The organism is uncultured Planococcus sp. (genome assembly GCF_947501725.1).
Lineage (GTDB): Bacteria > Bacillota > Bacilli > Bacillales_A > Planococcaceae > Planococcus > Planococcus donghaensis_C.
In genome coordinates this window covers 1-214 of the sequence record NZ_CANMXD010000041.1, presented here as the reverse complement: position 1 = coordinate 214, position 214 = coordinate 1, and the positions used below count along the sequence as shown (strand labels likewise).

The following is a 214-nucleotide window of genomic DNA, read 5'->3' as shown; positions in this document are numbered from 1 at the left end:
ACCGCTGTGCGAAGAGCCGCCATCGGGTGGACGTTCTTGATGTCGTATGTCTTGAAATGATCCAGTACAGCTTGTGGCACGGCCATGTTGTCCGCCAATTGCTGTTTCAGTTCCGCCAGTTCGTCTGCTTTCGGCAGGCGCTGGTGCCAAAGCAGGTAGATCACTTCTTCAAAGCTTGCGTTAACGGCCAAGTCATCGATATCGTAGCCGACGT

The 214-nt window shown here is 53.7% G+C and carries 1 protein-coding gene; it reads right to left on the bottom strand.

Translation table 11 applies throughout. The features are described 5' to 3' along the window. A partial coding sequence (locus Q0785_RS20340; protein WP_298834616.1) for a citrate/2-methylcitrate synthase occupies positions 1–214 on the bottom strand: 214 nt, incomplete at both ends.